This is a genomic window from Streptomyces sp. WP-1, from assembly GCF_030450125.1.
Lineage (GTDB): Bacteria > Actinomycetota > Actinomycetes > Streptomycetales > Streptomycetaceae > Streptomyces > Streptomyces incarnatus.
This window is the reverse complement of record NZ_CP123923.1, coordinates 4303287-4318607: the sequence shown is the minus strand read 5'-3', so window position 1 is coordinate 4318607 and position 15321 is coordinate 4303287. Positions and strand designations below refer to the sequence as shown.

Annotated in this window: 19 protein-coding genes and 1 pseudogene; 8 read left to right on the top strand and 12 right to left on the bottom strand. The window is 69.2% G+C overall.

All coding sequences use genetic code 11. The annotated features are described in order from the left end of the window. The first annotated feature begins 16 nt into the window (after positions 1 to 16). Genes QHG49_RS18825 through QHG49_RS18805 form a run of 5 tightly spaced genes read left to right on the top strand, consistent with a single transcriptional unit; the run spans position 17 to position 2505 of the window. Positions 17 to 229, top strand: coding sequence for a hypothetical protein (locus tag QHG49_RS18825; protein ID WP_159702745.1), 213 nt, complete (start codon positions 17 to 19; stop codon positions 227 to 229). After that, positions 213 to 743 (top strand): DUF6879 family protein, encoded by a 531-nt coding sequence (locus QHG49_RS18820; protein WP_301490433.1) that lies wholly within the window; start codon positions 213 to 215, stop codon positions 741 to 743. The genes QHG49_RS18825 and QHG49_RS18820 overlap by 17 nt, the downstream gene beginning before the upstream one ends. Next, positions 740 to 1648, top strand: a complete 909-nt coding sequence (locus QHG49_RS18815) for a helix-turn-helix transcriptional regulator (RefSeq protein WP_301490432.1) — start codon at positions 740 to 742, stop codon at positions 1646 to 1648. Before QHG49_RS18820 ends, QHG49_RS18815 begins: the two co-directional genes overlap by 4 nt. Next, a complete protein-coding gene (locus QHG49_RS18810) occupies positions 1632 to 2072 on the top strand; it encodes a hypothetical protein (RefSeq protein ID WP_201300600.1) in 441 nt (146 codons plus the stop codon). Before QHG49_RS18815 ends, QHG49_RS18810 begins: the two co-directional genes overlap by 17 nt. A 40-nt stretch (positions 2073 to 2112) precedes the next feature. After that, positions 2113 to 2505 (top strand): hypothetical protein, encoded by a 393-nt coding sequence (locus QHG49_RS18805; RefSeq protein WP_301490430.1) that lies wholly within the window; start codon positions 2113 to 2115, stop codon positions 2503 to 2505. 89 nt (positions 2506 to 2594) lie between these two features. Here the strand turns inward: QHG49_RS18805 and QHG49_RS18800 are convergent, their stop codons facing one another. Continuing rightward, a complete protein-coding gene (locus tag QHG49_RS18800) occupies positions 2595 to 3593 on the bottom strand; it encodes an inorganic phosphate transporter (protein WP_301490429.1) in 999 nt (332 codons plus the stop codon). Positions 3594 to 3600: 7 nt separating this feature from the next. Next, positions 3601 to 4221 carry a DUF47 domain-containing protein gene (locus QHG49_RS18795; RefSeq protein WP_037653474.1) on the bottom strand — a complete coding sequence of 207 codons (621 nt, stop codon included), beginning with the start codon at positions 4219 to 4221 and terminating at the stop codon, positions 3601 to 3603. A gap of 233 nt (positions 4222 to 4454) precedes the next feature. Here QHG49_RS18795 and QHG49_RS18790 point away from each other — a divergent pair, with 233 nt between their 5' ends. Beyond that, a complete protein-coding gene (locus tag QHG49_RS18790) occupies positions 4455 to 4799 on the top strand; it encodes a metal-sensitive transcriptional regulator (RefSeq protein ID WP_145485765.1) in 345 nt (114 codons plus the stop codon). A 16-nt stretch (positions 4800 to 4815) separates the two neighbouring features. Here QHG49_RS18790 and QHG49_RS18785 read toward each other — a convergent pair whose 3' ends face one another. Both QHG49_RS18785 and QHG49_RS18780 read right to left on the bottom strand, forming a co-directional pair. Then, positions 4816 to 4977, bottom strand: coding sequence for a hypothetical protein (locus QHG49_RS18785; RefSeq protein WP_167532268.1), 162 nt, complete (start codon positions 4975 to 4977; stop codon positions 4816 to 4818). A 130-nt stretch (positions 4978 to 5107) separates the two neighbouring features. Further along, the gene (locus QHG49_RS18780; RefSeq protein WP_145485763.1) at positions 5108 to 5974 is read right to left on the bottom strand and encodes a hypothetical protein; all 867 of its coding nucleotides are present in this window, start codon (positions 5972 to 5974) and stop codon (positions 5108 to 5110) included. Positions 5975 to 6088: 114 nt separating this feature from the next. Between QHG49_RS18780 and QHG49_RS18775 the strand changes: the two genes are divergently transcribed. Next, positions 6089 to 6286, top strand: a complete 198-nt coding sequence (locus QHG49_RS18775; RefSeq protein WP_145485761.1) for a hypothetical protein — start codon at positions 6089 to 6091, stop codon at positions 6284 to 6286. Here QHG49_RS18775 and QHG49_RS18770 read toward each other — a convergent pair. The 6 genes and pseudogenes from QHG49_RS18770 to pstS form a co-directional block, all read right to left on the bottom strand. Further along, positions 6271 to 6730 (bottom strand): annotated as a pseudogene (locus tag QHG49_RS18770) (DUF6879 family protein). The gene QHG49_RS18775 and the pseudogene QHG49_RS18770 sit on opposite strands and share 16 nt — an antisense overlap. Positions 6731 to 6773: 43 nt before the next feature. After that, complete coding sequence (locus QHG49_RS18765; RefSeq protein WP_301490428.1) at positions 6774 to 7001, bottom strand: hypothetical protein; 228 nt, start codon at positions 6999 to 7001, stop codon at positions 6774 to 6776. A gap of 202 nt (positions 7002 to 7203) precedes the next feature. After that, the gene (gene pstB, locus QHG49_RS18760) at positions 7204 to 7980 is read right to left on the bottom strand and encodes a phosphate ABC transporter ATP-binding protein PstB (protein ID WP_145485759.1); all 777 of its coding nucleotides are present in this window, start codon (positions 7978 to 7980) and stop codon (positions 7204 to 7206) included. Positions 7981 to 8055: 75 nt separating this feature from the next. After that, a complete protein-coding gene (gene pstA / locus QHG49_RS18755; protein WP_159702766.1) occupies positions 8056 to 9108 on the bottom strand; it encodes a phosphate ABC transporter permease PstA in 1053 nt (350 codons plus the stop codon). After that, complete coding sequence (gene pstC / locus QHG49_RS18750) at positions 9105 to 10109, bottom strand: phosphate ABC transporter permease subunit PstC (protein WP_301490426.1); 1005 nt, start codon at positions 10107 to 10109, stop codon at positions 9105 to 9107. The genes pstA and pstC overlap by 4 nt, the downstream gene beginning before the upstream one ends. Positions 10110 to 10234: 125 nt before the next feature. Continuing rightward, positions 10235 to 11365 carry a phosphate ABC transporter substrate-binding protein PstS gene (gene pstS, locus QHG49_RS18745; protein WP_159702772.1) on the bottom strand — a complete coding sequence of 377 codons (1131 nt, stop codon included), beginning with the start codon at positions 11363 to 11365 and terminating at the stop codon, positions 10235 to 10237. 331 nt (positions 11366 to 11696) lie between these two features. Between pstS and QHG49_RS18740 the strand changes: the two genes are divergently transcribed. Next, complete coding sequence (locus tag QHG49_RS18740; RefSeq protein WP_301490425.1) at positions 11697 to 13289, top strand: FAD-binding oxidoreductase; 1593 nt, start codon at positions 11697 to 11699, stop codon at positions 13287 to 13289. Positions 13290 to 13384: 95 nt separating this feature from the next. On the opposite strand, the gene QHG49_RS18735 is transcribed toward QHG49_RS18740, so the two are convergent. Together QHG49_RS18735 and QHG49_RS18730 are read right to left on the bottom strand one after the other, a co-directional pair. Then, entirely contained in the window at positions 13385 to 14089 is a 705-nt protein-coding gene (locus QHG49_RS18735) for a phosphatase PAP2 family protein (RefSeq protein ID WP_145485754.1), read from the bottom strand. A gap of 175 nt (positions 14090 to 14264) precedes the next feature. Then, positions 14265 to 15272 carry a bifunctional lytic transglycosylase/C40 family peptidase gene (locus QHG49_RS18730; RefSeq protein ID WP_301492840.1) on the bottom strand — a complete coding sequence of 336 codons (1008 nt, stop codon included), beginning with the start codon at positions 15270 to 15272 and terminating at the stop codon, positions 14265 to 14267. Positions 15273 to 15321: the final 49 nt, after the last annotated feature.

Genomic DNA, 15321 nt, shown 5'->3' with positions numbered 1-15321 from the left:
ATGATCGCCGGTCCACATGTCGAAGGAGACTGCGGTGGTAGAGCTGACGCGGCTGGTGGGTGACTGCGACGAGGGCGAGTGTCCGACGCTGTACGCCACCGACCGGGGGACCTTGGTCGTGCAGGGAGGCCTGCTGACCGATCACGGTCGGGAGGTCCCCGCGCACGAGGCCCTCGTCGAGATTCCCGTCGAACTGATCCGAAAGGCTGTCGATGGCAACCTCGTCTAGCCGGACGTTGGGGGCCTGGTTCACCGCGTTCGAGCGCGAAGCGTTTCGGCTGGAGACGCTGGACGACTACAGCCGGTCGGGAGGAGCCGACGCCTACCAGGCGTTTCTGGCGGGTCGGGAGCAGCCGGAGTCGTACCAGGCGGCCGAGTGGCTGAGGACGGTGGGGGACGCCACCGAGGCCGGGAAACGCGTGTATCGCGTGCACATTCTGTCCCGCCCGCTCACGGATTATCTCCGGTTCGAGCTGTCCTGGGGATATCGGCGCAACATGACCGCCGGTGAGGAGTTCTTCATCCTCGACGTCACCGAGAAGCCGAACCCGATCCCGGACGCACCCGATTTCTGGATGTTCGACAGTACGGCTACGGCAGTGATGTCGTACGACGATGCCGGGAAATACCTCGGAAGCGAATTCGCCGAGGGGGACCTGATCGCCGAATTCCGCGCCTACCGTGACACGGCACTGGCGCAGGCTGTGCCGTTCACGGAATGGTGGGCACGGCACGGGGAGTGAACAAGGCTGAACTGGGGTCCGCGCTGCGGGCGCTGCGGCAGGCATCCGGAATGGAAGCCAAGACCGTCGCCCGCAGGGCGGCCATGTCCGGTTCCAAGCTGTCCAAGATCGAGAACGGCAGCGTCATGCCGAGCGTCGTGGACGTGGAACAGATCCTGACCGCCATCGGGATTTCCGAGGAAGCAAGGACCAAGTACATGTCGGCCGCTCGGGCAGCGGCGACCGAGGCGACGGCCTGGCGCCTGTACCGGCGTCTCGGATATCACCGCAAGCAGCAGCAGATCCAGGCGATGGAATCCCGTACGACCCTGTTGCGGCTCTTTCAACCCTCGCTCGTACCCGGCCTCCTTCAGACGCCGGAATACGTCCAGGCGGTCCTCGGCCGCAAGAACCTCACCGCGGACCAACTCGCCCGGGCCGTGGGCGCGCGACTCGGGAGACAGGGCATTCTGTACGAGCCGGGGCGACACCTTCGTTTCATTGTCACCGAGTCGGTGCTGCGCTGGAGAATCGTCCCGCCTCTGGTGATGGCCGGGCAACTCGACAAGCTCATCTCCGTTTCCCGAATCCCTGGCGTCGATCTCCGTGTCGTGCCGTTGTCCGCACAGCAGGTGGATTTCCCCAGTCACTCGTTCTCGATCAAGGACGACCGCATGGTGACGGTGGAAACCGTACACGCGGAACTTGTGGTGACCGATCCGCGAGACATCTCTCTCTACATCGACAAATTCGAGGGGTTTGCAGACGTTGCCGTTTCCGGAGATGCCATGCGAAGCATGGTCGAGGAAATCCGTGACCATTTCTTGCAGGAACGGGAAATCGGCTGGAGCGGTGCACACGGCCTGTCGAAGATGAGGAGTGTCGAACCAGCCGGAGAGAGGAATCCTCATGACTGTGGCCCCTGACAGGCCGGTCGTCGCCCTGCGGCACGGCCGGGATCTCGTGGCACCCGAGTTGTTCGAACGGCTGACGGACTTCTGCGCCGAGGAGTACGGGCACGAGCGTTCCACGGCCGAGCGGATCATGAGCGAGGCGCTGGCGTTCGTGGAGGTCATGGGCCGTACCGGCGAGGGCATGTCGCCTTCCAGGGTCGTGGACCCTGGGTGGCACACGTTCATGCTGCACACCGAGGAGTACGCCGGGTTCTGCCGGACGCGGTTCGGCCGGTTCGTCCATCATGCCCCCAAGTCCCGGTACCGGGACCGGGCGACGATGGCGGACGTCGTGGCGCGGATCCGTGCCCACGGCTTCTCGGTGGACGAGTCCCTGTGGGGAGCCGAGGCGGACTGCAACGAACCGGCGTGCTGCGGCGACGGCCCCTGCCGCTGAGACCGTGGCGACCACCGAAGGAGCGAAAGGCCGGGGACGGGTGACCGTCTTCTCCCTGTTCGGGCCCGTCTTCGGCTACGCGACCACCCTCGTGGAGGACCGGCAGTTCGCCTACGTGGGGCCGCTGACCCCCGGCGTCGGGTGGCGCCTGCTGTGGCGGATGGCCGAGAGGTGCCACAACGACGGGGCGGCGGAGGCCAGGAAGGCCGAGTGGATCGTCTCGCAGGCGTCCCGGGCGTCCACCTGCGGAAGCGGCGTCGTCGTGAAGCTCTCCGACACCGACTGGGCGATGGAGCCCGGCGGCTGGGCCGTGCGGCTGGACGGCTCCTGGTGCAATCAGGACGTCCTGGTCACCGGCGATCTCACGGTGCCGGTGCTCGCGGCCGAACAGATCGCGACCAGGCACAGCCGCTTCCCGCAGTACGCCGGCTGACGCCCCGGCCCGCGGGTCAGGAAAAAGCCCACCCTCCCGCCCGGCCGCAAGGCCGACGGGAGGGTGGGCAGGAGGGGAAGAGGGAACGGTCAGAGGACCGTCAGCTTCACCAGGCCGAAGGCCAGCGCGGCGACCAGTCCAGCCGCCGGCATCGTGATGAACCAGCCCAGGACGATGTTCTTGGCCACGCCCCAGCGCACGGCGTTCACCCGCCTCGTCGCGCCGACGCCCATGATGGCCGAGGTGATGACATGCGTCGTGGAGATCGGCGCCTTGAAGAGGTAGGCCGTACCGAACATGATCGACGCGCCCGTCGCCTCCGCGGCGAACCCCTGCGGCGGGTCCAGTTCGATGATCTTCCGGCCGAGCGTGCGCATGATGCGCCAGCCACCGGCGTACGTACCGAGCGACAGCATCATCGCCGAGACCAGCTTCACCCACACCGGGATCGGGTCGTCGAACGTGCCGTGCCCGGCGATGACCAGGGCCATCACCACGACACCCATCGTCTTCTGGGCGTCCTGGAGACCGTGGCCGAGCGCCATGCCCGCCGCGGAGACCGTCTGCGCTATGCGGAAGCCCCGCTTGGCCTTGTGCGGATTGGCGCGGCGGAAGAGCCACATGATCAGCAGCATCACGAGGTAGCCGACGACCAGACCGACGACCGGGGACAGGAACATCGGCACGATGATCTTGTCGACCACGCCGTCCCAGTGGACCGCCGTACCGCCCGCGAGCGCCGCCCCCACCAGGCCGCCGAACAGCGCGTGCGAGGAGGAAGAGGGCAGGCCGTAGTACCAGGTGACCAGGTTCCAGGCGATCGCGCCGAGGAGCGCGGCGAAGAGGATTCCCATCCCCGTGCCGCCCGTCGGCGTCTCGATCAGCCCCTCGCTGACCGTCTTGGCGACCCCGGAGCCGAGGAACGCGCCGGCGAGGTTCATCACGGCGGCCATCGCCAGCGCCGCCCGCGGGGTCAGCGCCCGCGTGGAGACCGACGTGGCGATCGCGTTCGCCGAGTCGTGGAAGCCGTTGGTGTAGGTGAACAGAAGCGCGACCGCTACGGTCACGACCAGAGCCAGGGTGTCCATCGACGCCTCAGGACTCCTTGACGGCGATGGTCTCCACCGTGTTCGCCACGTGCTCGAACGCGTCCGCCGCCTCTTCCAGCACGTCCACGATCTGCTTGAGCTTCAGCACCTCGATCGCGTCGTACTTGCCGTTGAAGAGGTGGGCCAGCAGCTTGCGGTGGATCTGGTCGGCCTGGTTCTCCAGGCGGTTGACCTCGATCCAGTACTCGGTGAGGTTGTCCATGGTGCGGAGGTTCGGCATCGCCTCCGCGGTCAGCTCGGCCGCGCGGGCCAGCACCTCGATCTGCTGCTCGACGCCCTTGGGCAGTTCCTCGACCTGGTAGAGGACGACGAGGTCGACGGCCTCCTCCATGAAGTCCATGATGTCGTCCAGGGAACCGGCGAGGGCGTAGATGTCCTCACGGTCGAACGGCGTGATGAACGAGGAGTTCAGCTGGTGGAAGATCGCGTGCGTGGCGTCGTCACCTGCGTGTTCCGCGGCCCGCATACGCTCTGCGATCTCGGCCCGGGCGGAGGAGTCCGCCCCGAGCAGTTCCATCAGGAGTTTCGAGCCGGTGACGATGTTGTCCGCGGAAGCGGCGAACATGTCGTAGAAGCTCGTCTCCCTGGGGGTCAGACGAAAGCGCACGTGGGGTCCTCGGGGTGCTTCGGTTTCGGTCAGGCTGATGCTAGGCGCATCATCCGGCCACGGCTATCGGGCCGCCCTCCAGTGTCGCCCATCGAGCAGAGCGATCATCACGGGGGCGCACCCAGGGCCCCATACCCAGCAAAATTCGGTACCATATACCCACTAGGGGTATGCCGGGTGATATGTCCCCCGGTGTGTGACCGAGAACACCCGTCCCGAGATGGAGGCCCGCTATGACGACCACCGAGGCCGGCGCCACGGCACCCTCCGACCAGACGGACTGCGCCGGGCACACCACGCACGGTTACCACAAGCAGAAGGACGAGCACCTCAAGCGGCTGCGCCGGATCGAGGGGCAGATCCGGGGCCTTCAGCGGATGGTGGACGAGGACACCTACTGCATCGACATACTCACCCAGGTCTCGGCCTCCACCAAGGCGCTCCAGTCCTTCGCGCTCCAGCTGCTGGAGGAACACCTGCGGCACTGCGTGGCGGACGCGGCCCTCAAGGGCGGCGACGAGATCGACGCGAAGGTGGACGAGGCGACCAAGGCGATCGGCCGCCTGCTGCGCACCTGAGCCCCGCGCCGACGGCTCAGCTGTCTCGTTCCTGCCGTTCCACCCGCAGCACCTCGTCGATGCTCTCCAGGCTGAGCCGGTCCTCCGCGGCCGAGGCCGCGATGATCAGCTCGCAGCACAGCTCGATCTCGGCGAGGGCCACATGGTCCTGAACCGCCGTACCGCCGACCGCCGCCACCCGCCTCACCTCTTCCCTGACGTCACCGAACTCCTAGGGTAGGAGGCGGTTTACCTACCGCGCATGGCACGGACGGGCTACTTACGGGGTGGCGTCAAGGGACTAGTACGAGGCCGGCGGGTGGCCGGATTCAGGCCCCGTCGGTCCCCGTGTCCTCCGCGATACGGCCGGCGTAGATGTCCCTCTCGTGCGGCAGCGCGACGACGGCGGGGGCGCCGAAGTCGTACAGCAGGGTCGTCGAGGTGACCGCGACGGGCGTCTTCTGCCGACCGTTGACGAAGCTGAAGCGCTGGCGCAGCTTGCGCAGACGGCCCTGGTCGTCCAGGTAGGCGTCGAAGGGCACCCGCGCCGTGGCGAACCCTTTCGCCGCGGCCGTCAGGGAATTCCGTACGTCCGCGGGCGCGTACCGGGCCGCGTGGGCGAGGTCGGCGGTGCCCCGGTAGTGCCGTACCGGAACCCCGGCGAGTTCGGTGCGGCCCACGTAGCGCGCGTGCCGGGTGCCGCGCAGCACCTCGGCGGCGGTGTACGGATCGGTGACGCCCCCGGTGACCAGATTGCCGTCGGAGAGCGTGGCCGTCTCCACCCGCACCCATTTGTCGGCGGGCACCCCCGCTCCCCGGTTCTTCATGAACAGGGCGCCGGGCGCGAGGAGTTCGGTGAGCGGACGGTGCTCGGCGGCGCCCGCCGGGTCCTCGGGGAGTACGACGGTCAGCCGGCCGAGCCGGTGGACGTAGTCGTAGACCCCCTTGCCGCGGATGGTGACCCGGGTGCCGCCCGTGGCCATCTCCATGGCGGTACCGGCCTTGGAACTGCCCGCGTCGGTCAGCGCCGCGGCGGCGCCGGTCAGCAGGGTGATCGGATCGCCCGCGCCGCTGCTGACGTCCGCCGCGGGGAGCCCGAGGTCCGAGCAGCCGCCCACGCCCGCGCCCAGCGCGAGCGTGAGGCCCAGCGCGCCGGCCGTCCTGCCCGTGCGCCGTCTGTACTGCCGCCGTTCCATCGCCCTGCCTTCCCCCAGCCGGTACGTCCGTTACGGCCCCCCTGTCGTCCGGTTAACGACGAGTAGGGGACTGCCGTCACGCTCTGCCCTTGGCTTCTCGGTACGGTGGACGGCGTGGCGGAGCAGGACGCGCGGGACCCGGACCATCTGACGACGACGACCGAACAGGGCCGCTTCTGCGTGGCCCGCTGCACCTGCGGCTGGCGCGGGCCGGCCCGCAGAGCACGCAGCCAGGCGAGGACGGACGCGGCGGATCACGAGGCCGACGTCCTCGGGGTCAGGCAAGGGGCGGACGATCAGGACAGCCGGTAGTCGGCGTGCGGCACTGCCAGGGGCCACACGGCGTCGAACGCGTCCGCGCACAGCTTCACGGTCGCCGGGTCGTCGGTGAACTCCTCGTCGTCCGGGGCCATTTCTCCGTCCCCGGGCGAAATGGTGGAAGACCACCGAGCTGTCGTCGAAGAGCCAGAAATCGTTGCCCGGAAGGGCCAGCCCGGACGCCAGACGGCGCGGCAGCCAGCGAACCTGCTCACCTGCCACCACGGTGGGGCCGGTCAGGTGGTGCTCGAACCTGATGTAGTCCGAAACCGGTTCCGACACGATACGGGCTCTGCGCACCTCGATCCCTCGGCCCACCAGGTCGGCGATCAGCCGCAGCCACGGCCGACGCACCGGGTCGCGGTCGGCCGGGTCGTCCCGGACACCCTTCTGCCAGGCCGCGAACCGAGGGTCGGAACGCATGTATCCGTCGCGCATCTCCAAGTGCACGGCAGAACGGACGCAGCCTCGAAGCCGCTCCTCAAGCGTCGGTGCGGTCAACGCCGTTCACCTCCAGGAAAAACTGCACCATACGCCGCGGGATCTCCACCACGTCCTCGTGGCCGGGGAGATCCAGCTGCGCTCGCTTGTCCCCGTCGTCCACCTTCCAGCCCTGAACCAGGTAGGTGTCCTTCTCGTCGTCCAGATATACCGTCGGCGACTTGCCTTCCGGGCTCCCGGGATCCTTTCCCAGCATGTGCAGCGCCATAAGGCGGCCTCCTTCAGCCTTGGTGAGCGATCCGTGTCCACGAGCTTGCCCGTCGTGAGGCATGCGACGCGACGAACTTGCACGGACTTCTACGGAGGCGAACGCGGCGGGCCCGCCCCCGGGAATCCCGGGGGCGGGCCCTTCGCGTCCTCGTGGTGGCACCGCCATGCAGCACCGCGAGGAGTTCTACGCCACCGCCGGCTCAGCCGAAGCGGCCGGAGATGTAGTCCTCCGTCGCCTGCACCGACGGGTTGGAGAAGATCCGCTCCGTGTCGTCGATCTCGATCAGGCGGCCGGGCTGGCCCACCGCGGCGAGGTTGAAGAAGGCCGTGCGGTCGGAGACGCGCGCCGCCTGCTGCATGTTGTGCGTCACGATGACGATCGTGAACCGCTCCTTCAGCTCACCGATCAGGTCCTCGATCGCGAGCGTGGAGATCGGGTCGAGCGCGGAGCACGGCTCGTCCATCAGCAGCACCTTGGGCTCGACCGCGATCGCGCGGGCGATGCAGAGCCGCTGCTGCTGGCCGCCGGAGAGACCGGCGCCCGGCTTGTTCAGGCGGTCCTTGACCTCGTTCCAGAGGTTCGCGCCCTTGAGCGACTTCTCGACGATGTCGTTCAGCTCGCTCTTGCGGTAGCTGCCGTTCAGACGGAGACCGGCGGCCACGTTGTCGAAGATCGACATCGTGGGGAACGGGTTCGGGCGCTGGAAGACCATGCCCACCTCGCGCCGCACCGACACCGGGTCGACCCCGTTGCCGTACAGGTCCTCGTCGTCGAGCAGCACCTTGCCCTCGACCCGCCCGCCCGGAGTGACCTCGTGCATGCGGTTCAGGGTGCGCAGGAACGTCGACTTGCCGCAGCCGGAGGGCCCGATGAACGCCGTCACCGAGCGGGGCTCGACGGTCATCGAGATGTCCTCGATCGCCTTGTGGGAGCCGTAGTAGGCGGTCAGTCCGCTTACATCGATTCGCTTGGCCATTGCTACTTCACTACTTCCGTCAGTCGCTGTGGAGGCCGCGTCAGCGACCGGTCACGCGGTGGTAGCCGCACATAGTCAGCGGGGGGCCTTCCAGCGGGCGATGCCGCGGGCCGCCAGGTTGAGGATCATCACGAAGGCGATCAGCGTGAGCGAGGCCGCCCAGGCGCGGTCGTACGCCGCCGTGGAACCGGAGCTCTGCGAGTACTGCTGGTAGATGTACAGCGGCAGCGCCTGCTGGGCACCCGAGAACGGGTTGTTGTTGATGAAGGAGTTGCCCCACACCAGCAGCAGGACCGGCGCCGTCTCACCCGCGATACGGGCGATGGCCAGCATGATGCCCGTGGTGATGCCGCCGATGGAGGTCGGCAGGACCACCTTCAGGATGGTGCGCCACTTGGGCACGCCGAGCGCCAGGGACGCCTCGCGCAGCTCGTTCGGCACGAGCTTGAGCATCTCCTCCGTGGAGCGGACCACGACCGGCATCATCAGGATGGCCAGCGCCAGCGAGCCGGCGAAGCCGAAGGGCTGCATGTCGGCCATCAGCATCAGGCTGAGGATGAACAGGCCCGCGACGATCGACGGGATGCCCGTCATGACGTCGACGAAGAAGGTGACCGCGCGGGCGAGGCCGCCGCGGCCGTACTCCACCAGGTAGATCGCGGTGAGCACACCCACCGGCGCGCCGATCAGGGTGGCGAGGCCGACCTGCTCCAGGCTGCCGATGATCGCGTGGTAGATGCCGCCGCCCGGCTCGGAGTCGGCGACGACGCCCATGGAGTGCGTCAGGAAGTAGGGGTCGAGGACCTTCACACCGCGCTTGACGGTCGTCCAGACCAGCGAGACCAGCGGGACCACGGCGAGCAGGAAGGCGACCCACACCAGCGAGGTGGCGATGCGGTCCTTGGCCTGGCGCCGGCCCTCCACCGCGGAGGCGATGACGTAGGTGCCGAGGACGAACAGCAGCGCGGCGATCACGCCCCACTGCACGTGGCTGGTGAGGCCGGCGCCCTCGCCGATGCCCACCGCGACCACGATCGCGCCCGCGGCGATCGCCCACGGCGACCACTTCGGCAGGCTGGCGCTGCGCAGCGAGCTGCCGCGCTTGTCGGTGACGGCTGCGGTGCTCATGCGTTGGCCCCCGAGTACTCCTTGCGGCGGGCGATGATCGCGCGGGCCGCGCCGTTGACCAGCAGGGTGATGACGAACAGGACCAGACCGGAGGCGATCAGCGCGTCCCGGCCGTCCTGCGTCGCCTCGCCGAACTTGCTGGCGATGTTCTGGGCGAAGGTGCCGCCGCCCGGGTCGAGCAGGCTGGTCTGGATGTCGAAGGTCGGGGAGAGGACCGTGGCCACGGCCATCGTCTCGCCGAGCGCGCGGCCGAGGCCGAGCATCGAGGCGGAGATCACGCCGGAGCGCCCGAAGGGCAGCACCGACATGCGGATGACCTCCCAGCGGGTGGCGCCGAGGGCCAGCGCGGCCTCCTCGTGCATCCGCGGGACCTGGCGGAAGACCTCGCGGCTCACGTTGGTGATGATCGGCAGGATCATGATCGCGAGCAGGATGCCCACGGTGAGCATCGAGCGGGGCGCGCCGCCCTGCCAGGAGAAGATCCCGGTCCAGCCGAGGTACTCGTCGAGCCAGCCGAACAGGCCGTTCAGGTGCGGTACGAGGATCAGGGCGCCCCACAGGCCGTACACGATGGACGGCACCGCGGCGAGCAGGTCGATCACGTAGGCGACCGGGCCGCTCATCCGGCGGGGGCCGTAGTGCGTGAGGAACAGCGCGATGGCGACCGCGACCGGCACGGCCAGGACCATGGCGACGACCGAGGAGACCACCGTGCCGAAGGCCAGGACCGCGATGCCGAACGACGGCGGCATCAGGTTGGTGTTCCACTCGAAGGTGGTCAGGAAGTTGCCGTGGTCCTTGCTGATCGCGAGGGACGCGCGGTAGGTGAGGAAGACCGCGATCGCGGCCATGATCACCAGGAGCAGGATGCCGGAGCCGCGGGACAGGCCGAGGAAGATGCGGTCACCGGCGCGGCCGGCGCCGCGGTTCGCGCTCTTCTTCGGTTCGGCGGTCGGCTGGGGTGCGGGGGGTGGTACGTCGGTTGTCTTCGTTGTGTCCATCGGGTTCTCCGGTCTGCGGAGCCGCTCGCCCCGGTGGGGGCGTACGGCTCGTGGCGGCGGTGCACCGGACGGTGCGGCCCGGCCCGCGGGGAGGCCGTGGGACCGGGCCGCACTCTCGGATCAGGTCAGCTCAGGCCCGCGATGGTGGTGCGGACCTTGCCGATGATCGCGTCGGGCATCGGCGCGTAGTCGATGCCGGTGAGGAGCTTCTGGCCGTCCTCGGAAGCCATGTAGTTGAGGAACGCCTTGACGGTGGGCAGGGTGTCGGCCTTGTTGCCCTTGTCGCAGGCGATCTCGTACGTCACCAGGGTGATCGGGTAGGCGCCGTCGGCCTTGGTGTTGTAGTTCAGCTGGAGCGACAGGTCGCTGCCGGTGCCGATGACCTTGGCGTCGGCGATGGCCTTGGTGGCGCTGTCGGTGCTGGGGGCGACCGGCTGGGAGGCACCGGTGCTGATGCTCACGGCCTTGACGCCGTCACCGACGTACGACAGCTCGAAGTAGCCGATGGCGCCGTTGGTCTGCTTGACCTGCTGGGCCACGCCCGAGGACTGCGCGGCGGACTGGCCGCCCTTGGCCTGCCAGGTCTTGCCGCCCGAGTACTTCCAGTTCTCCGGGGTGGCGGCCTTCAGGTACTTGGTGAGGTTGTCCGTGGTGCCGGAGTCGTCCGAGCGGTGGAACGCCTGGATCTTCAGGTCGGGGAGCTTCGCCGAGGGGTTCAGCTTCTTGATCGCGGCGTCGTTCCAGTTGGTGATCTTGCCGTCGAAGATCTTGGCGAGGGTCGGGGCGTCCAGGACGAGGTTGTCCACGCCGTTCAGGTTGTAGCCGATGGCGATCGGGCCGCCGACCATCGGGAGGTCGATGCCCTGGCCGCCGGAGCAGACCTTCTTGGACGCGGCGACCTCTTCGGGCTTGAGCGCCGAGTCGGAGCCCGCCCACGGGATCTGGCCCTGGGTGAAGGAGGTCACACCGGCACCGGAGCCGCCGGCCTTGTAGTTGATCTGCACGCCGCAGGCCTGCGAGAAGTTCTTGACCCAGGCGTCGATCGCGTTCTTCTGGGCGGAGGAACCGTCCGAGAGCAGCTGGCCCTTGGCGCCGTCGCACTTGATGGAGGAGGCGTTGGACGCGGACGCGCCGCCCGAGGGCTTGGAACCGCCGCCGTTGTCGTCGGAGCCGCACGCCGTCAGGGCCAGGGCGCCGGAGACGGCGAGAGCACCGAGGGTCACGGCGCGCAGCCGGTTCTTGCGCTGAAGCTTCACGTTCGGGAGTTCCTTCCAGGAGCCGCCGCGGTGGGCGGCGTGCGAAGTCGTGGGTGCGGTGAGCGCATCCGAACCGCACTCCGCACCGGGTAAGGCCGAAATTAGGCAGATCAGGTGAAGCGGCCGAAGGCCATAAATGAACGACGGGTGAACCCCTGCCGTCGGCCCGGTGAGGTCACGGAATGCTCACGGGGAGGGCACGCGCCGATCCCGGCGAGCGGAGCATGGGCACACCTATGCGATGTTCGGCACCCGTACGGGGGAACCCTGGTGTACCCGCCGTCGTCTCGTCTCCCGGAGGCCACTTTGGCCGCGGAAAGGCGACGGAGACATGGAACGGCGTACGTTCATCTCGGGCGGCGCGGCCGCGCTGGCGACGACGGCACTGACCGCGTGCGGTACGGGCGGGCACTCCGCCGCGGCCCAGACACCCGCCTCGGGCGCGGCCGGGGTCTCCTCGTCGTCGCTCACGGCGATGCGGACCACCGGCGCGAGCGGTACGGCCGGGGCGGGCGGCCCCGCCGACTGGACCGCCCTCGGCCGGGATCTCGACGGCTCCCTGGTGCGGCCGGGCGACGCCCAGTGGAAGACCGCGCACCAGCTGTACAACACCCGTTTCGACGGCCTGAAGCCCGCCGCGGTCGCCTACGTCGCGCACGCGGCCGACATCCGCACCGTGCTGTCGTACGCGAAGAGCCGGCACATACCGGTGTCGATACGCAACGGCGGCCACTCCTACGCCGGTTACTCCTCCGGTGACAACCGGCTGATCATCGATGTCTCGCGGCTCGGCCGGATACGGGTCAGCGGTGGCCAGGCGGTGGTCGGCGCCGGCGCCAAGCTGATCGACGTGTACCGGGGACTCGCCGCGAAGGGCGTGACCATACCGGCGGGCTCCTGCCCCACGGTCGGCGTCTCCGGCCTGGTGCTCGGCGGCGGCCACGGCGTCGTCTCCCGGGCGTACGGCCTGACCTGCGACAGCCTCACCCAGGCGACCCTGGTCACGGCCGACGGCAAGCAGATCACCGCCGACGCGACGCAGCACTCCGATCTCTTCTGGGCGCTGCGCGGGGCGGGCAACGGCAACTTCGGCGTCGTCACCGAGCTGCACTTCCGCACCCACCCGGCGCCGCAGGCGGTCACCGCGTACCTGTCCTGGCCGTGGTCGAAGGCGGCGGCGGTGCTCAAGGCCTGGCAGGAGTGGGGGCCGACGCAGCCGGACGAGATCTGGTCCTCCCTGCATCTGGCGTGCGCGGCGGGCGGCAGGCCGACGATCTCCGTCGCCTGCTTCTCCATCGGCACCTACGGCGAGCTGCAGAACGCGGTGGACCGCCTCGCCCACCAGGCCGGCGCCGACGCCACCTCGGTCTCCCTGCACCGGCGGGGCTACGAGGACGCGATGGAGATCTACGCCGGGTGCTCCTCCTTCTCCGCGGGGGCCCAGTGCCATCTGCCCGGCAGCACGCCGGGCCGCTCGGCACAGGGCGCGCTCGGGCGCGAGACGTACGCGGCCCGCTCGGACTTCTTCGACCGGTCCCTGTCCGCGGCGGGCATCCAGACGGTGCTGCGGCAGATCGCGGGGGTGCGGGGCGGGGCGGGCAGCGTCGCGTTCACGGCGCTGGGCGGGGCGGTGAACCGGGTCGCGCCGACGGCGACGGCCTTCGTGCACCGGCGCTCGCGGATGCTGGCGCAGTACATCGCGTCCTGGCCGGCGGGGGCGTCCGGCGGTACGGCGCAGTCGTGGCTGACGTCGGCCCATCGCGCGATGGCGCCGTACGCGTCCGGCGCGGCGTACCAGAACTACACCGATCCGACGCTGACGGACTGGCGGAAGGCGTACTACGGGGACGCGGCGGCGCGGCTGGCGAAGGTGAAGCAGCAGTACGACCCGTCGAGGTTCTTCTCGTACGCGCAGGGGGTGTAGGGCGGGCGCCGGGGGCCGCGGGGGCGGCCGGGCACGTCGGCCGGGTGCGGATCCGTCGTGGCTGGTCGCGCGGTTCCCCGCGCCCCCGGGTCCGGTTACGCCGCCAGGTCCCGTTCCTCCGAGTCCAGCGACTCCACGGGGCGCCGGGCCCCCGGCACCAGGGGGACCTCGGCCGCCGCCCTGCGGCGCACGAGCCACGCCACCTTCGGCGCCCGCTCCACCGCCTTCATCAGCGGGGTGAGCAGCGCCGAGGCCGGCGGGGCCAGCAGCAGGGCGACCGCCGTGCCGAGGGCGAAGCCGCCGATCACGTCCGTCGGATAGTGCACGCCCATGTAGACCCGGCAGAACCCCTCCAGGAGGGCCAGCCCGATCCCGGCGATGCCGAATCTGCGGTTGGCGACGAACAGGCCCACGCCGAGCGCCATCGTCAGCGTCGCGTGATCGCTGACGAAGGAGAAGTCGGTCTTGCCGGAGACGAGGACATCGAGCCCCTGATGGTCCACGAAGGGCCGGGGCCGTGACACGAATCCCCGGATCGGGATGTTCACCAGCACCGCGATCCCGGCCGCGAGCGGCGCCCACACCAGCGCGGCCACGGACGTCGCCGCGTCCTCCCCGCCCCGGCGCCGCACCGACCACCAGCACCACACCACGAGCAGGACCATCGCGAGCAGCAGTCCGTACTCGCCCACGAATTCCATGATCCGGTCGAACCGGTGCGGCGCGCTCCTGGCGAGACCGTTGATGTCGTAAAGCAGTTCGACGTCGGGGTTCGATCCGGATTCGGCGAGTACAGCCATGGTGCTGCGGCCCCTTCGTCGTCTTCCCGGACGCACCTCGTGTGCGTCGCACCGACCCCCGTCAACAGGAACGCACGGTCACCACCATTGCGTTCCACTCTCCACCGAAAGATCACGCAGACGTTATCGAAGAGAGACTCATCATCGCAGCTCAGGGGGTAGGTTCACGCGCGGTTTACACCGCCGTGGGGAGCGCTTTTGCGCCATCTTCGGTCACCCGGGTGGCGCCGAAATAATCCGCTCCGTCGATCGGGTCGAACCGGATCACCGCACCCGTGCGCGGCGCGTCGATCATGTACCCGCCGCCGACGTAGATACCCACGTGGTGGATGGCCCGGGAGTCGGTGGGGTCATGGGAGAAGAACACCAGGTCGCCGGGGAGCAACTGGCTGCGCGAGGGGTGCGGGCCGGCGTTGTACTGGTCGTTGGCCACGCGCGGCAGCTTGATCCCGACGCTCGCGTACGCCGCCTGCGTCAGCCCCGAGCAGTCGAAACGCCCGCCCTGGGAGGCCGAGCCCACGCCGCCCCACAGATACGGCGTGCCCAGCTTCTTCTGCGCGAAGTCGATCGCGCCGGCGGCCTGCCGGGTGGGATCGAGCCGGCCGGGCGGCGCCGCGAAGCTCTCCGCGAGGCTGTTGATGCGCTGGACGTAGTTCTGCGTCTCGCTGATGCCCGGGACCCCGCCGGCCTGGATCACCCGGTACGCCCCCGCGTTGTACGCGGCGAGCATGTTGTCGGAGACGTTGCCCGGAACGTCCTTGACGTACTTGGCCAGTTCGCAGTCGTACGACGCGGCCGACGGAATCGCGTCGTTCGGGTCCCAGATGTCGCGCTTGCCGTCACCGTTGCCGTCGATGCCGTGCGTCGCCCAGGTGCTCGGGATGAACTGCGCGATGCCCTGGGCGTCGGCCGGGCTGACCACCCTGGGGTTCCAGCCGCTCTCCTGGTACAGCTGCGCCGCGAGCAGCGCCGGTGACAGCGCGGGACACAGGTTCCCCCACGTCGCCACCAGTTGCTGGTACGCCGCCGGCACCGCGCCCTTGGCCAGCGCCCGCCCGCCGGAGGCCATGCCCCCCACGAGGTTCCCGGCGACCAGATACACCGCGACCACGAGCACCATGACGAAACTGAGCCCGCCCGCGACGAGGGCACCACCGACGATCCACGCCTTACGCACCGTCAACCGCCCCTCACCGTCGGCCAGTCCGCCGAATGCAGTGTAGGAGCCGGAG

Coding starts and splice junctions, on each gene's coding strand:
- QHG49_RS18825 (WP_159702745.1), top strand. CDS start 17: ATGTCGAAGGAGACTGCGGTGGTAGAGCTGACGCGGCTGGTGGGTGAC.
- QHG49_RS18820 (WP_301490433.1), top strand. CDS start 213: ATGGCAACCTCGTCTAGCCGGACGTTGGGGGCCTGGTTCACCGCGTTC.
- QHG49_RS18810 (WP_201300600.1), top strand. CDS start 1,632: ATGACTGTGGCCCCTGACAGGCCGGTCGTCGCCCTGCGGCACGGCCGG.
- QHG49_RS18800 (WP_301490429.1), bottom strand. CDS start 3,593: ATGGACACCCTGGCTCTGGTCGTGACCGTAGCGGTCGCGCTTCTGTTC.
- QHG49_RS18790 (WP_145485765.1), top strand. CDS start 4,455: ATGACGACCACCGAGGCCGGCGCCACGGCACCCTCCGACCAGACGGAC.
- QHG49_RS18780 (WP_145485763.1), bottom strand. CDS start 5,974: ATGGAACGGCGGCAGTACAGACGGCGCACGGGCAGGACGGCCGGCGCG.
- QHG49_RS18765 (WP_301490428.1), bottom strand. CDS start 7,001: ATGGCGCTGCACATGCTGGGAAAGGATCCCGGGAGCCCGGAAGGCAAG.
- pstB (WP_145485759.1), bottom strand. CDS start 7,980: ATGGCCAAGCGAATCGATGTAAGCGGACTGACCGCCTACTACGGCTCC.
- pstA (WP_159702766.1), bottom strand. CDS start 9,108: ATGAGCACCGCAGCCGTCACCGACAAGCGCGGCAGCTCGCTGCGCAGC.
- pstC (WP_301490426.1), bottom strand. CDS start 10,109: ATGGACACAACGAAGACAACCGACGTACCACCCCCCGCACCCCAGCCG.
- QHG49_RS18740 (WP_301490425.1), top strand. CDS start 11,697: ATGGAACGGCGTACGTTCATCTCGGGCGGCGCGGCCGCGCTGGCGACG.
- QHG49_RS18735 (WP_145485754.1), bottom strand. CDS start 14,089: ATGGCTGTACTCGCCGAATCCGGATCGAACCCCGACGTCGAACTGCTT.